The following is a 15980-nucleotide window of genomic DNA, read 5'->3' as shown; positions in this document are numbered from 1 at the left end:
GTCACTGTGGCAGATGCGGTTGCAGTTCGAAGAGCGCGAAGATCTCGTCGTCCCGGTAGACGGTGTTGCGACTGATCCGGTCGCCGATGACGGTGAAGATCTGCAGCGTGTGCAGGGCATAGCCGCCCGCCGGATCGGCGACGTAGGCGGCGAAGGCGGGCTGGCCGTTCGCGCCCACCGGCAGGACTCGCCAATCCTCGCCGCTGGTCTCGAAAACGCGGGCCATGAAGCCGATGTAGTCGCGCCGGCCCAGGTACCAATTGAGGAAGGGCGGCATCTCCATCACGACGTCGTCGGCCAGAAGCTTCTCCAAGGCGTTGAGATCCGCTGCGCGGAATGCCGTCATATACCGGTCGACGACACTGCGCTGGTCGGGGCCCTCGGTGACATCGTCCTCTCGGATTCCACTCTGGCTCAGGGTTTTCCGCGCCCGCTGTAATGCGCTGTTGACCGCCGCCGGTGTCAGGTCCAGCGCCTCCGCGATCTGCGCGGCGGGCCAGTCGAGTGCCTCGCGCAGGACGAGAGCAGCCCGCTCGCGCGCCGAAAGTTGTTGCATGGCAGCCACCAAGGCCAGCCGCAACCGCCCCCGGGTCGCGATCACCTCGGCCGGATCGCCGATCAGCGCATCCGGAATGGGCTGCAGCCAAGCCGCTTCGCCACCGTGGACCAGCGCCTCGCGCGGATCGTCGTACGGTTCCCCGCCCAATCCGGCGGGCAGTGGCCGCCGGTTGCGTTGTTCGAGGGCGTTCAAGCAGGCATTGGTCGCGATGCGGTACAGCCAGGTCCGCATCGACGCCCGGCTCTCGTCGTAGCCGTCGCGGGCGCGCCAGGCGCGGAGCAGGGTTTCCTGTACCAGGTCCTCGGCGTCGTGGACCGAGCCCAGCATGCGGTAGCAGTGCGCCAGCAACTCCCGCCGATACGGCGCGGTGCGTACCGCGAAATCGTCGCTCACCACCATGGACGTGCTCCTCGTTCGGGTCCTGGGAACTTTTGTACGCCCCCGCGATGAATCCGGCAGCCTCCGCCGGTAGGTACTCGTGAGCCCGCCGACCTCCGGCGGATCGGACACAGGAGTACACCATGAGCGACACCATCGTGCGCACCCCCGAGGAGACCGCCGTGCTGAACATCATCGACGGCGTGTACCGATCCTGGGTGGCCAATGACGCGGACACCTTCGTCGCCGAATACGACCCGGACGCCACCACGGTGGGTCCGGGCAACTTCACCGTCGGCAGGGAGGCCGCGCGCCTCCGGATGGCGGCGGCCTTCGCGGGCCCGCTGCACGATTCGCACGTCCTCGACGAGGTGCAGAACATCCGTTTCCCCAACCCGGACACCGCAATCGTGGTGAGCCGCAGCGCCGTTGTCATGGCCGGCGAATCCGATGTTCCGGAAGACCGTTGGGGCGTTGCCACCTGGGTCATGATCCGTCGCGACGGCCGCTGGCTGCTCACCTCGCACCAGTACACCGCGGGCTGATCCGGAAAGAGCCGGGCCCGCCCAGCTTTCGCTGGGCGGGCCCGCATCTCGCTTGCCGCAGGTGACCTGCGGTTTACGGCACGACCTCGACCACGTCGCCGGGGTTGAGGTAGTTGAAGAACTCGCGTGCCCCGTCCGGCGTCATCCGGATGCAGCCGTGCGACTTCTTGTCCACCGGTCCGATGTGGAAGGCGATGTCGCCGTTGAAGAACACCGCGTACTCCATCGGAGCGTTGTGCATGGTGCTCCAGTGAAACGGCTCCTTGAACGCCACATGGAACACGCCCGGCGGCGTCTCGAAGCCGGGCATGCCGTGCGAGATCGGCGTCGCGCCGAAGATCACCTTGCCGTTGTCCATCAGCCAGGCCTCATTGGTGCCCAGCTTCAGGCAGGCGCGCGCCTGGTTCGAGCACGGTGCGCTCACGGCGTCCGGCGTGACGGTCTGCACGATCGCGGGCGTGCCGATATCGGGCCCGCCCGGCCACAACGGTTCTGCTTGCGCGGGCGCCGTCGCGAGTCCGGCGGTGGCGACGCCGGCCAGCGCCGCCCACCCGAGGGAACGCTTGCTCATCATCGAGTTCTGACCTCTCCTAGCCTTGGCCCGCCACCCTGGTGATACCGCCTGTCAGGGCGAAGGGACATCTCGTTGGCACAAGCATCGGGACCACTATGGAGGTACCGAAGATCATTCTGGCGGGTGCGATCGCGGATTCGCGGGATCGGCTCGCGACGGGCGCGCCGTCCGTGCGGCCGGGCGTGTCGGATGGCCTGGCAAACTTCCGGAAATCACCGGACGGGCAGCATTGTGCGCGCATTCGGGTCGGCTCCGGCCGGCATCTGCGCGCCATTGTTCGGCACGTCCGGGCGCGGCGCGTTCGACGAACCGCGGATCTGCTGTCCCGGCGGCGGATTCTCGCAGTAGTGCCAGCGGCCGAAGGTGCCGTCCTGCACCACGTATTGGGCCGTGGGCTTGGTGCTGTACTGGCAGAACGGGCGCGGCCAGATGTCCACGATGGTGTAGAACTCGTTGTCGTGCGCCGGAACTCCCATGGCGGAGGTGCCGACCACCAGCGCCGGGAACAGGGCGCTGATCGCGGGCAGCCGCACCAGCGCGGCCTTCACGATCGCGTCCATGGTGGTGGCCAGCTGCTGGATCGGATCCATATTGCGGTTGAGGATCCGGTCGAAGAGGGCGAGCTGGCCGGGCGCGCGGTCGAGTAGTTGCCGGAGCTCGGAATTGGCGGCGTCGGCCTGCTCGATGAGGGTCTGCGAATTGCGGGTCAGCGTGCCGAGATCGGGCTGGGCCATCGATGTGGTGCCGGCGATGGATTCCAGGCTGTGGATCAGGTTCACGGTCTGCGGCAGCAGATGATCCAGGCCCGCGGCGGCAATGCTGAGGCCGTTGATGAGGCCGCGCAATTGGTCTGGTCCGCCGCTCAGCGCGGTGTCGAGATTGCTGAGGATGGACTGGAACTTGTTGGGATCGATCTGTGCGATGAGGTCGTTCGTATTGGCCAGAGTGTCCCAGATCTGGGTGGGCGTGGTGATTTTGTCCGGATTGAACGGGATCACCTGGCCGTCACGCAGATACGGAGGCCGGTCGGTATTGGGCCGGAAGTCGAGGTACTGCTCACCGGCGGCCGACAGATTGCCGACATGCACGAGCGTATCGGCCGGGATCCGGTATTGATCATCGATCTGGGTGACCGCCTGGATCGCGGAGCCGTCGCCGGTGATCTGGATGGATTTGATCGCGCCGACCCGGAAACCGCGCCAGGTCACGTCATTACCCGGCTGCAGCCCGCCGGATTGGTCCAGTTGCACGGTCACCGTATAGGTGCCCGAGAACGGTTTCACGCGCGCCACATCCACCAGCAGATAGGCCGCGCCGACCAATAACAGAACAATGAGAGTGAGATTCGCGAACAGCGTCTTGTGCTCCCGCAAAATGCTCAAAAGGCCCGCCTTCACCGCCGATCACGGACAACAGATTCGAGGCATAGCAAACTCTTGGCGAAACTGCGGGCTATCTAACCACAGCCGTGATCGGGACGGCCGTCAGAGCTCGCGGGCGCGTCCCAGCAGACCGAGTTCGGCTGCGCGCATCCCGATTTGGAACCGGGTCTGCACGCCGAGCCGATCCATGAGATCGGCGACGTGCCGGCGGTAGGTGCGCAGCGACATGCCGAGGCGGCGGGCGGCGGCCTCATCGATGAGGCCGAGTTCGAGCGTGCGGAGCACCTTCCGGCCGGTCTCACCGAGCTCGGCGCGCAGCGGATTCAGGTGATCGGTGAGTCCGCCCGCGGACTGCCAGGCGAGTACGGCGAACTGGTGCAGTGCTCGTAGGAGTGCGGGATCGCGGATGAGATAGGCGTACGGCTGTTCGGCGCCGGCCCCGCTCCACAGCACCGCCACCCGGCGATCCAGGATCAGCGCATTGTGGAAGTCGTTGTCGGTGATCCGGATCTGCGCGCCCAGCGATGAATGCCGCAGCAGCGGTTGGCGATCCCGCGTCTCCAAGTAGCCGGGGGAGTACAACAGCCGCACCCGCTTGCCGTGCGCGAGCAGATCACCGACCACCAGCTGGCCGAGCCGCAGATGATCATCCGATCGGGTCGGATTCGAAACAGCCACGACCGCTTCGCTTCTCACATGTTGCAGCAGGACCTGCACGTCGCGGTCCCAGTGTCCGTCCTGGCTGAACCGTACGATGCCGTCTTGCCTCATCATGTTCCCCTGATCGTGACTGCGCCCCCGAGTGTCAGGCTGTTCTGCCCGCCTTGCGTTCGGCGGCGGCGCGGCGGCGGGCCAGTTCCTCGCGATCCAGCACCGTGGCCCGTTCCGGAGTCGGTGCGCTGCCGCCGAGTCGCGCGGGCACCCAGGGGGCGCCGGGCGGCAGTTCGTAGCCCTGCTGGGCGAGGGTCAGCAGATCCGCCATGCGCGTGTGCAGTTCGGCGGTCAGGGCATCGGCCGCGGGGGTGGTGACCTCGGCGGCGGGTACCGCGATGGGCTCGCCGATGCGGATGTGGATCGGGAAGTGATTGCGGCCGAGCTGTTTCGGGATGTCCTTGGTCCAGATGCGCTGGGCGCCCCAGATCGTCATGGGGACGATCGGCGCACCCGATTCGATGGCCATGCGGGCCGCGCCGGACTTGAATTCCTTGAGTTCGAAGCTGCGGCTGATGGTCGCCTCCGGGTAGACCACCACGATCTCGCCGTCGCGCAGGGCCGTCACCGCGCGCTCATAGGATTCCGCGCCGTGGCGGCGGTCCACGCCGATCGCCTTGCAGTGCTTCATGAGCCAGCCGACGATGCCGTGCTCGAGCTCGGCCTTCATCATGTAGCGGACGTTGCGGCCGGAGCGGCGGCCCACCAGGCCGACCTCCATGAAATCCAGGTACGCGGTGTGGTTCACGGCCAGCACGGCGCCGCCGGTGCGCGGAATATGCTCCTGCCCGGCGATATCGACCCGCAGGCCCTGCGCCCGGAAGACGCCGTGGACCAGCCCGGTCAGCACATCGAATACGGGTTCGCGCACCATGCTCACAACACTCCTGTAGATCCGCCTGCCGCAGCCGGAGCCTATCGCACCGATTGTCCGCATCGAGAGGATCGGTCGGTGGCTAGGCTCGATTACATGATCGAAACTCCTCGCCTTCCCGGACTCACGCTGGCCGATGCGGATCGGCTGGTGGCCTCCGCGCTGGAGGTTGCCGCCGAACGCCAGTTCCCGCCGCTGGCGGTGGCGGTGACCGATGTGAGCGGCGCGGTGATCGTGCTGCGCCGCGCGGACGGGGGGATGCCGATGACGAGCCGGATCGCGGTGGCCAAGGCGCGCAGCGCATTACTGACTCTGCGGCCATCCGGTGATCTCAAACTTCCCGGCCCGATCGTCGACAGCATCCAGCACCTGTACGACGGTGATTTCATTCCGTTCGCCGGCGGGGTCCTGGTCACCGAGAACGGGGTGATCCTCGGCGCGGCGGGGGCCTCCGGGGCTCACGCGCTCGAAGACGAGGAGGCCGTGCAGACCGCCGTGGATCGGTGGCGCGAAAGCCGTTCTCGCGCAGAGTGAACCGGCGTTACTCGGGCTCGATGAGGATCGCGACGCGTTCCGCCTCCCGCGAATACGGTCCGCCGATGTACTTCTCCGCGATCCGGTCGACGATCGCCCACCCCGCATCGCCGTCGATCCATTCGACGACCTTGCCCCGGATCATGATCGGCTGGAACGGATTGTCGGGCGCCACCAGCGACAAGGCGACCCGCGGATCCCGCCGCAGATTCCGCGCCTTCCGCGACTGCGGCCCGGTCAGCATCACAATTACCGCCACCACACCTGCAACCAAATCTCCACCCCCACCCTCCACTGCACTCATTGCCACCACCCCATGCACGCCACCAACATCGACCCCCTCCCCGGCCCCGGCGCCGCCCGCACCGCCCCCTGACGACGCCGGAGCTGTGGAGCGCGGTCAGGTCAGAGGGACTGCTACCAGGGGGGTGGTGGTGGGGGCGGGGGAGCCGCCGGTGGGTTCGACGGAGAGGGCTAGTTGGTGGGCGTTGCCTACTCGGAGGAGGAGGGGGGTGGTGGGGGTGGGGATTGTGGTGAGGAGGCCGGCGGGTTTGGGGGTGCCGTTCGGGGGGATGAGCCAGAGTTGGTAGGTGTGGGCGGTGGGGGGTTGGGGGAGGGCGGTGAAAGTTATTACGGTGGCGTCCAATTGGTGGGAGGTGTGGACTGTGATGGTGCCGCCGCCCGTCAGGGGGGTTGTTGATTCTGTGGCGTCGGCGTTTTTCAGGACCTGTTCGGCGGTGATTCCGGTGGGGTGGGATTGGTTGTGGTAGATGGCGATTCCGGCGCCGGCGCCTGCGAGGATGGCGGCCGCGGCTGCCGCCGCGAGCCAGCGGCGGGAACGGTTTGCGCCACGGGGTGCGGGGCGGGATTGGGCGGTTATGGCGCTGTCGAGTTTGGCTTCGAGGGTGGGTGGGGCGGGGACTTTGTCTACGACGGTCAGGGCGGCGAGGGTTTCTCGGAGGTCGTGGACTGTGGTGCGGAAGGCGGTGGCGGTGGGTTCGTCGGCTTGGGTGAGGAGGTGTTCGACTGCGCGGCGGTCCTGGTCGGAGAGCGCGTCGAGGGCGTAGGGGTAGGCGAGGTCGGGGAGGTCGGTGTGGGGGTGGATGTCAGGCATCGCGCATCGATCCTGTCAGGCAGTTCTGGAGTCGTTTGAGGCCGTCTCGGATGCGGGTTTTGACCGTATTGAGCGGGATGCCTAGGTGTTCGGCCACTTCGGCGTAGGTGCGGCCGCCGTAGTAGGCGAGGGCGACGGTTTCGCGCTGGGTGTCGGTGAGGGTGGCCAGGCATTCGACGACGGCGCGCTCGTCGGAGCGCTGGCCGACGGTTTCGGCGACGATGTCGTGGTCGCGGCCGAGCTGCCGGTGCCCGTAGGCGAGATCCCTGGTGATACTCGCGGAGTCGACGCGCGCCCGGTCGATGGACCGGCGATGGGTCAGCATCATGAGCCAGCCGATCGGACTGGCCAGCCGGACGTCGTACTGGGCCGCGGTATTCCACACATAGAGGTACACCTCCTGGGCGACCTCCTCCGCGCTGGCCGGCCGCCGCAGAATCCGCAGCGCCAGCCCGTACACGCGATCGTGCGTGGAGCGATAGAACTGGGTGAAGGCCTCACGATCACCCCCGGCGACGGCATGCAGCAATGCGGCGAGCCGGCGTGCCACCTCCGGGTCGGGTGTCGCCCGCTGCGCCGGACAAGCGTCCGGTTCGCCGACGCGCTCACCGCCGTGGTCGGACCCGACCGAAAGGAAGCGGCGTTCATCCGCCATAGCGCTGTGTCTCCGTAAGTAGGGGTACGAGCGGTAGCTGTGATGATCCGAATCGATGCCGGAGGCTGACTCGGAGACTAGTGCTGTTCGCCGAGTCATGAGAAGTACTTCGTGTTGCGGACGCGGGTCGGACTGCCCGAATTCGCCACTCATCTCGGCGGCCTCGGAAAGAACTGCGACGTCCGCGCCCGATACTCGCCGTACCCCGGCCGATCCCGCATCGAACGCTCGAGCAGCCGCGCCCCCGTCCCGCGAATCAGCAGATACGACATGATCAGCGGCGCGAACACGGTCAGCACCCCCGGCCAGGCGCTCGCCGCGATCAGCCACAACCCCCACCACACGCAGAAATCCCCGAAGTAGTTCGGATGCCGAGTCCATGCCCACAGCCCCCGATCCATGATGACGCCACGATTGGCTGGATCGGCCTTGAACCGAGCCAGCTGCCGATCACCCACCGATTCGAAGAGAAACCCGGTCAGCCACACCACCACGCCGGCCACGGCGGCGACCCACCCGAAGCCGCGCGTAGGCCCGGCTGCCGCCGACACCTGGATCGGCAGCGAGATCACCCACTGCGCGATCGCCTGCGTGAGGAAGATCCGCCGGATCACCACCCCCGGCGACCGCCCGTACCGATCCAGCAGCCGCGCATACCGCGGATCCTCACCGTGCCCGGCCGTCCGCCGCAGCAGATACCCGCCGAGCCGCACACCCCATACCGCCACCAGGGCGAGCAGCAGCCCGCGCCGCGCGACCGGCCCACTGCCCAGCAGCGCCGCGATCACGGCCACGAGCACGAACCCCGGACCCCACACGATGTCGACGACGTTGTACCGCCTCAGCCGCCGCCCCACCGTGAAGGTGACGCCCTGCAGCACGGCCAGCCCGCCCGCCGCCGCGAGCCAGATCTCCAGTTCCACTTGCCAATTCATGCCGATGACACCGTTCTCATTGCGCGAGGACCACGCGCTCCTCGTGACTGTGTTTCGTGACCGCGGCCCCCGGCCGCCGCAACAGGATCTGATCCACGCCCATCCGCCCCTGCTCGAAGGCGAGCGCCCCGCCCGCCAGATACAGCCGCCACGTGCGCGCCCCCTCGGCGCCGAGCAGCGCGACCGCATCGTCCCAGCGCTCTTCGAGCCGCCGCAGCCAGCCGTGCGCGGTCCACACGTAGTGCTCGCGCAGCGCCTGCACCCCGCGCAACTCCAGCCCGGCATCCTCCAATCGGGCGATGGTGTCGCCCACCGGCCGCATGGCCATATCGGGCGCGATGAACGATTCGATGAACGGCCCGCCGCCGGGATGCCGTCCGTGCCGCGACATCTGCTGGATCAGCACCGGCGCACCTGGTGCGGCGGCATCGTGCAGGGCGCGCGCATAACGGGAGTAATTGCGTTCTCCCACATGCTCACCCATCTCCAGCGAGGCGACCGCATCGAACCCCGATTCGGTGAGATCCCGATAGTCGAGCAGTTCCACCCGCACCCGATTCCCGAGCCCGCGCTGCGCGATCCGCCCGGTGATGTAGTCGCGTTGCGCCGCGGCAATAGTGATCCCGACGACCTCGGCCCCGTAATACTCCGCCGCGTGCAGACTCAGCGACCCCCACCCGCACCCGACATCCAACAGCCGTGACCCCGGCCGCAATTCGAGCTTGTCGCACACCAGATCCAGCTTGTCGCGCTGCGCCGCGGCGAGCCCGGAACCGTATTCGGCGGGCATGCCGTCCCGGAAGTAGCCGCACGAGTAAGCCATGGCCGGATCCAATAGCAGCGAGTAGAAGTCGTTGGACGTGTCGTAATGATGGCTGATGGCCGCCCGATCGCGCGGCTGTTCGTTGCGCCGTCCACGCAACCGCGCCTGGGTCACCGGCGCCGGCGGCGGCGTGCCGAGCGCACCCACCCGCGCGACGGCCAGCGCCAGCCGCGCCATATCGCGCGCCCGCACCCGCGGCAACCCGCGCTGAGACACGGTCCGCCAAGCGAGCGTCAGCGCCGCACCGAGATCGCCGTCGACATCGATCTCCCCGGTCACGTACGCCTGCGCGGCCCCGAGTTCGACCGGATGCCAAAGGATCCGGCGCAACGCCCGCGGACTGCTCAGCACGACCCGCGGCGCCTCCGCAGGCCCGGCGGTACTGCCGTCCCACGCGTCCAGCCGCACCGGTAACGGCCCGCGCAGCAGCGGCCGCAGTGCCGTCTCGAGTCGCGTCGCCACGTTCACCGCTGCTCCTCGGGCCGGTCGAGCACGATCTGCTGGACATCGAGATACCCGGACCGGAACCCGGCCTCGGAATAGGCGAGATAGAACTGCCACAGGCGCCGGAACGTCCCGTCGAACCCGAGCGCGGCGACATCGGCCGCGCGCGTGTCGAACCGTTCCCGCCAGAGCAGCAGCGTCTCGGCGTAATGCGCACCGAAGCACTGGCGTTCGCGCACCCGCAGCCGGGTCCGGCGCGCGGTCGACTCGATCGCCTCGGTGGACGGCAGGAATCCGCCGGGGAAGATGTACTTCTGAATCCAGGTGTAGGTCTTCCGTGTCGCCAGCATCCGATCGTGCGGCATCGTAATGGCCTGCAACACAATCCGGCCACGCGGCGCGAGCCGCTGATCCAGGCAGTCGAAATACACGGGCCAGTAACGATATCCGACGGCTTCGATCATCTCGATCGATACGATGGCGTCGTATTCCCCGCGCACATCGCGATAGTCGCGCAACTCGATACACACCGAATCGGCGAACCCCGCCGCCGTGACCCGCCGCCGAGCCAGTTCCAGCTGTCGGTTGGACAGCGTCACCGAATGCACGATCGCACCCCGCGCGGCCGCCCGGACACACAATTCGCCCCAGCCGGTACCGATTTCGAGTACCCGCGTGCCCGCCCGCACCCCGGCGGCGTCCAGTATCCGATCGATCTTTCGCCGCTGCGCAGCGGCCAGCACCCGCCACGAGGCGGCCGCCGGATCCTCGAACAGTGCGGCCGAGTAGGTCATGGTGTCGTCGAGGAACAGCTGGAACAGCTCGTTGGACAAGTCGTAATGATGCTCGATATTGCTGCGCGAGCTGGCCGCGGTACTGCCGTCCGCGGCAGGCGGGGCAGGCAGCATCGCACCCCGGAACCGTTGCAGCGCACCGGGAATCAGCCGGGTCACCTGCTGCGCCAGCACGGTCAGCACGGCCGTGGGATCCGGCGTTGTCCATTCTCCCGCGGTATAGGACTCACCGAACCCGATCAGCCCCTGTGACCCGACCCGCGCGAAGAACGCCTCCGGATCGCGAACGATCAAGCGCGGCAACGGCTCGGTCTCGGCGCCCGCGCCGAGAATAGTGCCGTCCGGGAGTTCGACTCGCAAGGGCAGCCGGGAAACCGCACGCCGGAACAGGAATTCGGCCCCGCCGGCGCGCCATCGCGCGCGCAGGCCGGTGGGTACGGGCGGCAGCAGGTCGCCGCCGGTGATGTCGAGGCAGGAGCTGGTCACGAGCTGATCCTTCGAGAGGTGAGGGCGTCCGGCCGTGGTTCGACGGGCATTCCCCGCGCCCACAGCGTGATTCCGTGTCTCCGGATCCGGGCCGAGGTCAGCCAGGGAGACAGTGGTGCGCGCACTTGCGCGCGCAGGACCGTACGAGCGGTGATCGGCGCGCGATGCCCGGTCACGGCGGCATGGAAGGGCGGCTGCCCGTCGCGTAGCAGGGTGATGCTCAGGTGCAGTGCGCCCGTCGGCTCGGGTAGCCGCAGCACGTACCGGCCGTCGACGCGGTTGAACGGTGACACATAGAACTCCTTGTCGACTTCGGCGCGGCCCTGATCGTCCGGCCGCACCACATAGGAGTGCCGCTCGCCGTAGGTGTTGTGCACCTCGGCGATGACGCAGCGCACCCGGCGATCGCGGCCGTGACACCAGAACACGGTGAGCGGATCGAACACGTATCCGAGGGCCCGCGCGCTCATCAGCGCGGTGACCTGCCCGCCCGCACAGTCGATCCCGTGCTGCGCGAGCAGATCGTCCACGCGCGCACGCAGATTCACGCCCGGCCCGTCGAGATGATCACCGGCGCGGAAGTACGCCAAGGGCCGCAGCGGCAGCGGCAGTCGCGGCGCCGCGTCCAGGTCGAAGAACCAGCTGTAGCCGCGATAGTCGAACTCGTGCCGCACCGGCGCCTTGCGCGCGTGATGAATCCGCGTGAAGTAGAGGTACGGCGTCATGGGTTCGCTCATCGCACCGCCACCTGCCGCGGTCCCGTGCCCGTGGGACGGGACCAGAATCCGCCGAGCCGTTCGGCGGCGCGCACCCCGGACAGCGCGCCGTCCTCGTGGAATCCCCACCCGTGGTAGGCCCCGGCGAAGGCCACCCGATCGGTATCGATGGTGGGCAGAAGTCGTTGCGCCGCCACGGATTCGGGCGTGTAGATCGGATGCTCATAGGTCATCTCCGCGATCACCCGCGCCGGATCGATCAACCGCGCACCACCCAGCGTGACGAGGAACCGCCGATCGGCTACCTGGTCCAGCCCCATCAACCGGGTGAGGTCGTAGGTGACGGTCACCCCGGTGGGCTCGCCGGTCTGCGGCGGCACCAGATAGTTCCAGGACGCGCGTGCCCGCCGCGCCCGCGGCAGCACGGTCTCATCGGTATGCAACTGCGCGTGATTCACCGAATACGGCATGGACCCGAGCACCGCGCTCGTGAGCGGATCCGGCTCGACCAGCATGGCCAGGGCCTGCCAGGGATGAGTGGCGATCACGACGGCATCGAAGCGCCGCGCACTCCCGCCCGCGGTGATCATCACCCCGTCGTCCCGCTCCGCCACCGCGAGCACTCTTGTCCCGGTGTGGATCTCGTCGATGCGAGCGGCGACTTTCTCCACATAGCGCGCGGAACCGCCGACAACGGTCCGCCAGGTCGGTGATCCGTACACGGTCAGCATCCCGTGATGCTCGAGAAACCGGAACAGATACTGCGCCGGATACTCTCCGGCCAGTCGCGCCTCACACGACCACACCGCCGCCACCAGCGGATCGAGAAAGTACTCGGTGAAGTAGTCGCTGAACCGCTGCTGCCTGCTGAATTCGGCGAGCGTGATCTCGGAGTCCGCTTCCTGCAACAGCTTTCGCGCGGCCCGGTGAAAGCGAGGGATCTCGCCCAGCATGCGCAGATACCGCGGCCGGGCCAGCATGCGCGGGGCGGGGAACAGTCCCGGCAGCCCCTTGGCTCCCGCATATTCGAGTCCGGCGGCATCGGCGCGAACCGACATCGACATATCCGTGGCCCGGGTCTGCACGCCGAGTTCCGCGAACAGCCGCAGCAGAGTGGGGTAGGTGCGGTCGTTGTGCACGATGAACCCGGCATCGACGCACACCCGTTGCCCGGGCGCGAACTCCACCTCGTGGGTGTGCGCATGCCCGCCGAGCCGCCCGTCCTGTTCGTAGAGCGTCACGTGATCGCGCATGGCCAGGACGTAGGCGGCCGTGAGCCCCGCGACGCCGCTGCCGATGACCGCGACTTCCCGTCGACCGCGTTCCATATCTCGATTTCGATGTGCCGCCGGGCCGGGTTTGGTCCCCGCGGGGTGTGAATCGAGGGGATCTTGCCGTGCCTAGGGTGGGCCCATGGCCGTTTCGATCGTGTTGTTCACGCGGGATCTGCGAGTTCACGACAATCCGGCATTGACCGGGGCGTTCCGGGAAGCCGAGCAGGTGGTGCCGCTGTTCGTCCTCGATACCGAGCTGTTGACCAAGGTCCGGCAGGCGCCCAACCGGGTGCGTTTCCTGATCGCGGCACTGAGCGAACTCGATGCCGAGCTACGGGCACGAGGTGGTCGGTTGATCATCAGGCACGGACGGGTAGCGGACGAGGTGGAACAGGTGGCGCGGCAGGCGGGCGCACAGAGCGTGCACATGGCCGCCGACGTCACCACCTACAGCTCCGGCCGCGAGTCGGCACTGCGGCAACGGCTTTCGACCCTCGATTGCCACCTGCACACCCACACCGCCTCGATCACCGCCGTGGATCCCGGCGCGGTGCTGCCCGATACCGGTCGCAGCCACTACGCGATCTTCACGCCGTACTTCCGGCGCTGGCTGGACACGCCGATGCGGCGTCCGCTGCCGCCACCCGACCGGCTGACCGTGCCGCGGGTCGACAGCCTGCCCCTGCCCGATCCGGCCGAATTGTGCGATGGTCCGGGTTCGCCCCAATTGTCGGTCGGTGGCGAGAGCACCGGCCGAAAATTGCTGGAACACTGGCTTTCCGGTCCGGTGACCCACTACGAGCGGACCAAGGACCTGCCCGCCGCCGACGGTACGTCCGGATTGTCGCCGTATCTGCACTTCGGTTGCCTGTCCCCGGCGGAGGTGGTGGCGCGCACCGATGCCTCCGATGCCGGCGGGCACGCCTTCGTCCGTCAGGTGGCCTGGCGCGATTTCTACCACCAGGTGCTGGCGGATCGGCCGGAAGTCGCCGATGTCGATTATCGGGCCGCCTACGAGCCGTGGCGGACCGATCCGCATGCCGTGGCGGCCTGGCGGGCGGGGCGCACCGGCTATCCGATGGTCGACGCGGGCATGCGGCAGTTGCTGGCGGAGGGCTGGATGCCCGGCCGGGCCCGGCTCGTTGCCGCGAGTTTCCTGGTCAAGACGCTGCGCGTGGACTGGCGCGGTGGAGCCCGGCATTTCGAGCGCTGGCTGGTGGATGCCGATATCGCGAACAATCGGATGAATTGGCAGTGGATGGCGGGCACGGGCACCGACACGCGATCGAGTCGGGTGCTGAATCCGCTGCGGCAGGCCGACCGTTTCGACCCGGAGGGCGAGTACGTGCGGCGCTGGCTGCCTGAACTCGCGGAATTGCCGGGCGCGGAAATCCATCGGCCGTGGCGGGCGGGCATGCTCGCCGGCGACTATCCGCCGCCGATAGTCGAATTTAACGGAATGTGAGGACGATTTGCGCACGGCAGCGAGAGACCCTGCCGTGCACGGATTTTGGAAATCCCCGGAAAGAACTTCGCCCCGCCACCAATCCGGCTGCCGGACCGCGACGAATCCCATTGTCCTCGACTCTGTTTCACACCCGTGTGCGACGCTCGTTTCACATAACTCTCGTTCGTCCGGGGAAACACGCCGTGTAACGTTCTAGTGGTAGTCAGTCGCTATCGGTACGGTCGAGAGCTATGGGTACGCCAACGTCGACAGGCAGGTTCGGTCCAGTTCTGTTGTGTGCGATCCGCCTTGCCGTGGAGCGGCCCGTAATCCCGGGTGCTTCGGGCGGTTCGTGCCCGGTGTAACCGTGCGGCCCGAATGGGCCAGGTGTCCCATCTGTCGAGATTGGCACGGGTGGGACCAAACCGCTCGAGGGGTCTGTTCGAAACCCTTCAAGTGCGGCCGGTGCCACCGGAACTTCTTTTTCGAGTGACCAGTTGACCGTGAAAAGTTCCAGCGTTCCAGCGTTTTCGAAGGTTTATGCCGCCTCGTCGAAACAAGCGCGGGGACGGCTGCTGGGTTCATGTCCGCATTCTGATCGGCGGACAAGGAGGGGGCCGACAGTGCATGTGAGTGGGTGCCGGTGTGAGTGATGATGACAATCGGCCGATCGTCCCGCGATTACGAGACACCGGCGCCGAAGCGGGCGCTGCGCCTTCGTGTCCGAGCGAGCGGCCGGACCGCGATGACGAGTTGACCCGTCGCCTGACCGAATTGGTGGTTGCGGTCGGTGTGGGCGATCGTGCGGCGTTCACGGAGTTGTATCGACTGACCAGTCACCGCGTTTTCGGGCTCGCGGTGCGGATGCTCGGCAATCGTTTCACCGCCGAGGAGGTCACGCAGGAGGTGTACCTGCAGACCTGGGCGCTGGCGAGCCGCTATGACGCCGGCATATCCAGTCCGATGGGGTGGCTGATGATGCTGACCCATCGTCGCGCGGTCGATCGCATCCGGATCGACCGCTCGGCCATCGATCGCGAAATCGCTTTCGGGCACCTGCATCTGGGCCAGGATCGCGATGTCGTGCTCGAGGAGGTGGAGCAGAGTCACGATGAGGCGGCGGTGCTGAACTGCCTGGATGTGCTGACGCCGTTGCAGCGGGAGACGATCGCCCTGGCCTATTACGGTGGCCGCACGTATTCGGAGGTGGCGGCCCATCTCGGGGCGCCGGTGCCCACCGTGAAGACGCGAATCAGAGACGGCCTCAAGCGCTTGGCTGACTGTTTGCTGGGGAGTGATACGCAATGACCTTCCGGGGAGTGACGCGGGATGACCAATGACGAGTCTGCCGAGGATGATCTAGGCGGCCGGACCCTGGCCGAGCTGGCCGATGCCTTTGTGCTGGACCTTCTTACCGAGCCGGAACGCCGGGCGATCGCCTCTCGGCGTGCCCGGCTCGATCCGTGCCGGGCCCGCGCCTTCGACCGCCGCGTCGCGGCGCTGTACGCCACGCTGGCCGACCTCACCTCCGGCGATTCCTGCCCGCCCCCAGCGGAATTGGAGGATAGGGTGCGGCGGGCGGTCGATATCCTCTCGCGGCTCGCCTGATGGGGCACCGGAGTTCGTGAATCGCGGCTCCGGAGGGACGTGGAACGCTCCTTAGCGTCCGTCCAGTTATCAAGATCTGGAATTAGTTCGATCACAGACCAATCCAGCCGACCAGTCTGTTCGATTT

Annotated in this window: 18 protein-coding genes; 5 read left to right on the top strand and 13 right to left on the bottom strand. The window is 67.4% G+C overall.

Going from position 1 to position 15980, the window contains the following annotated elements; genetic code table 11:
- Position 1: 1 nt before the first annotated feature.
- The gene (locus ACH438_RS32405; RefSeq protein ID WP_397012694.1) at positions 2-1018 is read right to left on the bottom strand and encodes a sigma-70 family RNA polymerase sigma factor; all 1017 of its coding nucleotides are present in this window, start codon (positions 1016-1018) and stop codon (positions 2-4) included.
- 62 nt (positions 1019-1080) lie between these two features.
- Between ACH438_RS32405 and ACH438_RS32400 the strand changes: the two genes are divergently transcribed.
- A complete protein-coding gene (locus ACH438_RS32400) occupies positions 1081-1482 on the top strand; it encodes an SgcJ/EcaC family oxidoreductase (RefSeq protein ID WP_397012186.1) in 402 nt (133 codons plus the stop codon).
- Positions 1483-1555: 73 nt separating this feature from the next.
- Here ACH438_RS32400 and ACH438_RS32395 read toward each other — a convergent pair whose 3' ends face one another.
- From ACH438_RS32395 to ACH438_RS32380, 4 genes are all read right to left on the bottom strand, one after another.
- Positions 1556-2056, bottom strand: a complete 501-nt coding sequence (locus ACH438_RS32395; protein ID WP_397012184.1) for a L,D-transpeptidase — start codon at positions 2054-2056, stop codon at positions 1556-1558.
- A 212-nt stretch (positions 2057-2268) separates the two neighbouring features.
- Positions 2269-3438: an MlaD family protein gene (locus ACH438_RS32390; RefSeq protein ID WP_397012182.1), complete on the bottom strand. Its 1170-nt coding sequence runs from the start codon at positions 3436-3438 to the stop codon at positions 2269-2271.
- 102 nt (positions 3439-3540) lie between these two features.
- Positions 3541-4116 (bottom strand): hypothetical protein, encoded by a 576-nt coding sequence (locus ACH438_RS32385; RefSeq protein WP_397012180.1) that lies wholly within the window; start codon positions 4114-4116, stop codon positions 3541-3543.
- A gap of 127 nt (positions 4117-4243) precedes the next feature.
- Entirely contained in the window at positions 4244-5023 is a 780-nt protein-coding gene (locus tag ACH438_RS32380) for a lysophospholipid acyltransferase family protein (RefSeq protein WP_397012178.1), read from the bottom strand.
- A gap of 96 nt (positions 5024-5119) precedes the next feature.
- On the opposite strand from ACH438_RS32380, the gene ACH438_RS32375 reads away from it, so the two are divergent.
- On the top strand, positions 5120-5557 hold the full coding sequence (locus ACH438_RS32375; protein ID WP_397012176.1) for a heme-binding protein: 438 nt from the start codon (positions 5120-5122) through the stop codon (positions 5555-5557).
- Between the two features lie 7 nt (positions 5558-5564).
- On the opposite strand, the gene ACH438_RS32370 is transcribed toward ACH438_RS32375, so the two are convergent.
- The 8 genes from ACH438_RS32370 to ACH438_RS32335 all read right to left on the bottom strand — a co-directional run bounded on the left by ACH438_RS32370 (position 5565) and on the right by ACH438_RS32335 (position 12852).
- Complete coding sequence (locus ACH438_RS32370; protein ID WP_397012174.1) at positions 5565-5861, bottom strand: pyridoxamine 5'-phosphate oxidase family protein; 297 nt, start codon at positions 5859-5861, stop codon at positions 5565-5567.
- Positions 5862-5957: 96 nt separating this feature from the next.
- On the bottom strand, positions 5958-6671 hold the full coding sequence (locus tag ACH438_RS32365) for an anti-sigma factor domain-containing protein (protein ID WP_397012172.1): 714 nt from the start codon (positions 6669-6671) through the stop codon (positions 5958-5960).
- Positions 6664-7326 carry an ECF RNA polymerase sigma factor SigK gene (gene sigK / locus ACH438_RS32360; protein ID WP_397012170.1) on the bottom strand — a complete coding sequence of 221 codons (663 nt, stop codon included), beginning with the start codon at positions 7324-7326 and terminating at the stop codon, positions 6664-6666. Before sigK ends, ACH438_RS32365 begins: the two co-directional genes overlap by 8 nt.
- A gap of 149 nt (positions 7327-7475) precedes the next feature.
- Positions 7476-8261: a DUF1295 domain-containing protein gene (locus ACH438_RS32355; protein ID WP_397012168.1), complete on the bottom strand. Its 786-nt coding sequence runs from the start codon at positions 8259-8261 to the stop codon at positions 7476-7478.
- A 16-nt stretch (positions 8262-8277) separates the two neighbouring features.
- A complete protein-coding gene (locus ACH438_RS32350) occupies positions 8278-9552 on the bottom strand; it encodes a class I SAM-dependent methyltransferase (RefSeq protein WP_397012166.1) in 1275 nt (424 codons plus the stop codon).
- Positions 9549-10808, bottom strand: a complete 1260-nt coding sequence (locus tag ACH438_RS32345; protein ID WP_397012164.1) for a class I SAM-dependent methyltransferase — start codon at positions 10806-10808, stop codon at positions 9549-9551. Before ACH438_RS32345 ends, ACH438_RS32350 begins: the two co-directional genes overlap by 4 nt.
- Positions 10805-11545: a DUF1365 domain-containing protein gene (locus ACH438_RS32340; RefSeq protein ID WP_397012162.1), complete on the bottom strand. Its 741-nt coding sequence runs from the start codon at positions 11543-11545 to the stop codon at positions 10805-10807. The genes ACH438_RS32345 and ACH438_RS32340 overlap by 4 nt, the downstream gene beginning before the upstream one ends.
- Positions 11542-12852, bottom strand: a complete 1311-nt coding sequence (locus ACH438_RS32335; protein WP_397012160.1) for an NAD(P)/FAD-dependent oxidoreductase — start codon at positions 12850-12852, stop codon at positions 11542-11544. Before ACH438_RS32335 ends, ACH438_RS32340 begins: the two co-directional genes overlap by 4 nt.
- Positions 12853-12937: 85 nt before the next feature.
- Here ACH438_RS32335 and ACH438_RS32330 point away from each other — a divergent pair, with 85 nt between their 5' ends.
- The 3 genes from ACH438_RS32330 (at position 12938) to ACH438_RS32320 (ending at position 15853) form a co-directional block, all read left to right on the top strand.
- Positions 12938-14263 carry a cryptochrome/photolyase family protein gene (locus ACH438_RS32330; RefSeq protein WP_397012158.1) on the top strand — a complete coding sequence of 442 codons (1326 nt, stop codon included), beginning with the start codon at positions 12938-12940 and terminating at the stop codon, positions 14261-14263.
- A gap of 759 nt (positions 14264-15022) precedes the next feature.
- The gene (locus ACH438_RS32325; RefSeq protein ID WP_397012692.1) at positions 15023-15553 is read left to right on the top strand and encodes a sigma-70 family RNA polymerase sigma factor; all 531 of its coding nucleotides are present in this window, start codon (positions 15023-15025) and stop codon (positions 15551-15553) included.
- 21 nt (positions 15554-15574) lie between these two features.
- A complete protein-coding gene (locus ACH438_RS32320) occupies positions 15575-15853 on the top strand; it encodes a hypothetical protein (RefSeq protein WP_397012155.1) in 279 nt (92 codons plus the stop codon).
- Positions 15854-15980 lie beyond the last annotated feature (127 nt).

Origin of the sequence: Nocardia sp. NPDC020380 (assembly GCF_044386975.1) — a bacterium.
Classification (GTDB): domain Bacteria; phylum Actinomycetota; class Actinomycetes; order Mycobacteriales; family Mycobacteriaceae; genus Nocardia.
Note: the sequence above shows the minus strand (reverse complement) of the source record. Positions and strands in the feature narration are given on the sequence as shown.